Raw genomic sequence first — 4,365 nt, forward strand, 5'->3', positions numbered from 1 at the left:
CGGATCCGGCGCCGGGCCCGGCACATCGTGACCGAGAACGCCCGGGTCGTCGAGACCGTGCGGCTGCTGTCGGGCGGCGCGGACCCGCGGGCGATCGGGCCGCTGCTCGACGCCTCGCACACCTCGATGCGCGACGACTTCGAGATCACCGTCCCGCACGTCGACGTGGCCGTCGAGGCGGCCCGCGACGGCGGCGCGACCGGCGCGCGGATGACCGGCGGCGGCTTCGGCGGCTGCGTGATCGCACTGGTCGAGGCCGACGGGGCGGCCGCGGTCACCGCCTCGGTGCGGGAGGCCTTCGCGCAGCGCGGCTGGGCCGAACCGGTCGTGTTCCCGGGCACGCCGTCGGACGGGGCGGGCCGGCTGACCTGACCGGGGTCCCTTCCGCCTTTCGTGAGCGGAACGGAATCGGTACAGTACGGAAGTGCCCGTCACGCGGGCCCTGGCACCGCTCGACCCGCACCCGTTCGCTTACCGAGGAGACGGCTCGTGCCGCACCCCCTTCCCGTCATGGACCCCGCCGACGTCGTCGTGTTCGGCGGCACCGGCGATCTCGCGATGCGCAAGCTGCTGCCGGCGCTCTACCTCCGCGACCGCGACGGCCAGCTCGCCGACGACACCCGCATCGTCGCCGTGTCCCGATCAGGGCTCGACGACCCCGGCTACCGCGACAAGGTCGACTCCGAGCTGCGGCGCACCGCGCCGCGCTGGGCAGGCCCCGACGCCTGCGCCGACGACGCGCAGCACCACCGCTTCCTGGGCCGGCTGCACCACGTGACCCTCGACGTCGCCGACGACGACTGGTCGCTGCTGTCGGAGCTGATCGGGGCACCCTCCCCGAGGCGCACCCGGGTGCTCTACCTCGCCTCCGCCCCGCAGCTGTTCGGGCGGATCTGCGTCGGCAGCGCGGCCGCCGGCATCGTCGACGACCGCACCCGCGTCGTGCTGGAGAAGCCGCTGGGCACCGACCTGGCCTCGGCGCAGGCGATCAACGACGAGGTCGGCTCGGTCTTCGCCGAGGAGCAGATCTACCGGATCGACCACTACCTCGGGAAGGAGACGGTGCAGAACCTGCTGGTCCTGCGCTTCGGCAACTCCCTGTTCGAGCCGCTGTGGAACGCCTCGCAGATCGACCACGTGCAGATCACCGTCGCCGAGTCGATCGGCGTCGGGAACCGCGCCGACTACTACGACGGCTCCGGCGCGCTGCGCGACATGGTGCAGAACCACCTGCTGCAGCTGCTGTGCCTGGTCGCGATGGAGCCGCCGGCCAAGATCGACGGCGAGGGCGTGCGCGACGAGAAGCTCAAGGTCCTGCAGTCGCTGCGGCCGCTCGACGGCCCGGACGTCGTGCGCGACACCGTGCGCGGGCAGTACGCCGAGGGTCTCGTCGACGGCACCGCCGTGCCCGGCTACGCCACCGAGCTGGCCGAGTCGCGCGCCGGGACCCCGCGGGAGCGGGAGCGGTCCTCGACCGAGACCTTCGTGGCGCTGCGCGCCGAGGTCGCCAACTGGCGCTGGGCCGGGGTGCCGTTCTACCTGCGCACCGGCAAGCGACTGGCGACGCACGCGTCGGAGATCGTGGTGCAGTTCAAGCCGGTCCCGCACTCGATCTTCCCGGCGTTCGGTGAGGAGATCCCGGCCAACCGGCTCGTCCTGCGGCTGCAGCCCGACGAGGGCGTCCGCCTGCACATGACGGCCAAGCAGCCCGGCCCCGGCGGGATCCGCCCGATCCCGGCGCCGCTGGACCTGAGCTTCGCCCGCACCTTCGGCGACCGGCTGCCCGACGCCTACGAGCGGCTGCTCATGGACGTGCTGCGCGGCAACCCGACGCTGTTCATGCGCCGCGACGAGATCGAGGCCGCGTGGCGCTGGGCCGAGCCGATCCTGCGGACCTGGGAGGCCACCGACCAGCGGCCCCGCCCCTACTCCGCGGGCAGTCACGGCCCGGCCTCGGCCACCGCGCTGATCGAGCGCGACGGCCGGGCCTGGCACGAGGACTACTGAGCCGGGTTCAGCCCCCGATCCGCCCCAGGGCGAACGTGGTGGCGGCGGTCCGGTCGCTCGCGTAGCGGTAGTGGCCGCCGCCGCTCGCCCCGCGCTGGCAGAAGTTGTCGGTGGCGTTGCAGTAGGAGCGGATCGACGAGGCGTAGGCCGACAGCGCGCCGCGGGAGCGCGGGAACACGCCGTTGCGGGCCGCGGAGTAGCTGCCGGTGTTGTAGCTCTCACGGCCGTTGAACGTCGGGTCGCCGAACAGCACCACCGCCGGGATGCGGTCGGCTCCGGGGACGCCACCGCCGGCCAGGGTGTCCCCGACGACCTGGGCACCCTGCGAGTACCCGATCAGCACGAAGCGGGTGGACGGGCACTGCGACGACGTCGACGACAGCCGGCTGCGCAGCGCGGACACCCCCTGGCGCACGCTGCTCGCGTAGTTGCTCAGCGTCGCCGGGTAGACCAGGTCATGGGTCCGGACGGTCTGCGTCGACCGTGACCGGATCGACGACGCCAGCGGACCGGCGATGCTGCCGCCGCCCTGGGCCTCGGTGCTGCCGCGTACGGCGATCGTCTCGATCTGTGGGCACCCGCTCGGCGGGGCGGGTGCGGCGCCCGCCGTGGGGGCGGCGACGACGCCCGCCAGCGCGATGCCGGCCGCGACCGCGATCGCGGTGACGACACTCCGGATGTGCACGGCTCTCCCCTTCCTACACGGATCCGATCCACCGATCGGGCGTATCAAGTGGGCCATGCGCAGACGCGTCGGATGATCTTTGCGCGCCGAGATCCCGGCTGCGCGCGGCGAGCGGGGGACGGACGGTCGGGCCTCAGCTCCGGCAGCGGTCCGAGCTGTAGAGGTGCGAGTCCGGGAAGTGCCGGGCCGCCAGCGCCTCCCCGACGATGATCACGGCGGTGCGCTGGATCCCGGCCTCGTCGACGGCCTTGGGCATCTGCTCCAGGGTCCCGCGCAGCACGATCTCGTGCGCACGCGACGCGTGTGCCACCACCGCGGCCGGGCAGTCGCCGCCGTAGGAGGGGGCCAGGGCGTCGACGACCTCGGCGATCCGGTGCACGGCCAGGTGCAGCACCACGGTGCCGCCGGCGGCGCCCAGCTTGTCGAGTCCCTCGTTCTCCGGCATCGGTGTCGCGCGCGCGGCGATCCGGGTGAGAGTGACGGTCTGGGCGACCGTGGGGACGGTGAGCTCGCGGCCCAGCGCCGCGGCCGCCGCCGCGTAGGCGGGGACTCCGGGGCACACGTCGTAGGGCACGCCCTCGGTCTCCAGGCGGCGCATCTGCTCGGCCATCGCCGAGAACACCGACGGGTCCCCCGAGGCGAGGCGGGCGACGTCGAGCCCGTGCCGGTGCGCGCGCACCATCTCGTCGAGAATCTCGTCGAGGGTCATCAGCGCGGTGTCGACGGTGCGGGCGCCGGGCGGGCAGATCTCCAGCATCTCCGGCGGCACCAGGCTGCCCGCGTAGAGGCAGACCGGCGCGGCCGCGATGAGGTCGCGGGCCCGCAGCGTCAGCAGGTCGACCGCACCGGGTCCGGCCCCGATGAAGTGCACCGTCACAGCTCGGTCCTCACAGAACGTTCCTCCAGCTCCACAGGGTCACGGGCATGGCGGGGCGCCATCCGTGGAAGCCGCCGACGGGGACGGCGCGGGCGACCTGCACCCGTACGAGGTCCCCGCCGTGTGCGGCGTGGGCGGCGGCCAGGGCCGCCTCGGTCTGGACGGTGACCGCGTTGGCGACCAGGCGACCGCCCGGGCCCAGCGCGGCCAGGCAGGCGTCGAGGACGCCCTCGCGGGTCAGCCCGCCGCCGACGAACACGACGTCGGGCCGTTCCAGCCCGGCCAGTACGTCCGGCGCGGGACCGGTCACCACCCGCAGTCCGGGGACACCGAGCGCCGCGGCATTGGCGGCGACCCGGTCGGCGCGCTCGGGGCGGGTCTCGACGGCGATCGCGCGGCACCGCGGGTGCGCGCGCATCCACTCGATGCCGATCGACCCGGACCCGGCGCCGATGTCCCACAGCAGCTCCCCCGCGCGGGGCGCGAGGTGGGCGAGGGTGACGGCGCGGACCTCGCGCTTGGTGAGCTGACCGTCGTGGTCGTAGGTGTCGTCGGGCAGGCCGGGTGCCTCCCCCGGCGGGACGAGCCCGGCGTCAGGGACGCACTCGAGCGCGACGACGTTCAGCGCGTCCGCGTCGCCCCGCCAGGCCGCGGCGGTGGCGGACACCCGGCGCTCGTCGGGCGCGCCGAGCCGCTCCAGCACCGTCATCCGCGAGTCGCCCCATCCGGCGCCGGCGAGCAGCCCGGCGATCTCGGTGGGTGACCCGGCTCCGGCCGAGAGCACGACCAGCCGGGC

The 4,365-nt window shown here is 74.4% G+C and carries 4 protein-coding genes and 1 pseudogene; 2 read left to right on the top strand and 3 right to left on the bottom strand.

Features of this window, described 5'->3' with window-relative positions; genetic code table 11:
* A pseudogene (locus tag GTW08_RS13800) lies at positions 1-372 on the top strand (galactokinase); the annotation flags it as partial.
* A 117-nt stretch (positions 373-489) separates the two neighbouring features.
* Complete coding sequence (gene zwf, locus GTW08_RS13805; RefSeq protein WP_217266871.1) at positions 490-2,007, top strand: glucose-6-phosphate dehydrogenase; 1,518 nt, start codon at positions 490-492, stop codon at positions 2,005-2,007.
* 7 nt (positions 2,008-2,014) lie between these two features.
* Here the strand turns inward: zwf and GTW08_RS13810 are convergent, their stop codons facing one another.
* The 3 genes from GTW08_RS13810 to cbiT all read right to left on the bottom strand — a co-directional run.
* Positions 2,015-2,692, bottom strand: coding sequence for a cutinase family protein (locus tag GTW08_RS13810; RefSeq protein ID WP_073574967.1), 678 nt, complete (start codon positions 2,690-2,692; stop codon positions 2,015-2,017).
* A 133-nt stretch (positions 2,693-2,825) separates the two neighbouring features.
* Entirely contained in the window at positions 2,826-3,569 is a 744-nt protein-coding gene (cobM, locus tag GTW08_RS13815; protein WP_073574968.1) for a precorrin-4 C(11)-methyltransferase, read from the bottom strand.
* A gap of 10 nt (positions 3,570-3,579) precedes the next feature.
* Positions 3,580-4,365 (bottom strand): precorrin-6Y C5,15-methyltransferase (decarboxylating) subunit CbiT (gene cbiT, locus GTW08_RS13820; RefSeq protein WP_161152004.1); only part of this gene is annotated, 786 nt, incomplete at its 5' end.

The organism is Pseudonocardia sp. SID8383 (assembly GCF_009864975.1).
In the GTDB taxonomy this organism is placed as follows: Bacteria; Actinomycetota; Actinomycetes; order Mycobacteriales; family Pseudonocardiaceae; genus Pseudonocardia; species Pseudonocardia alni.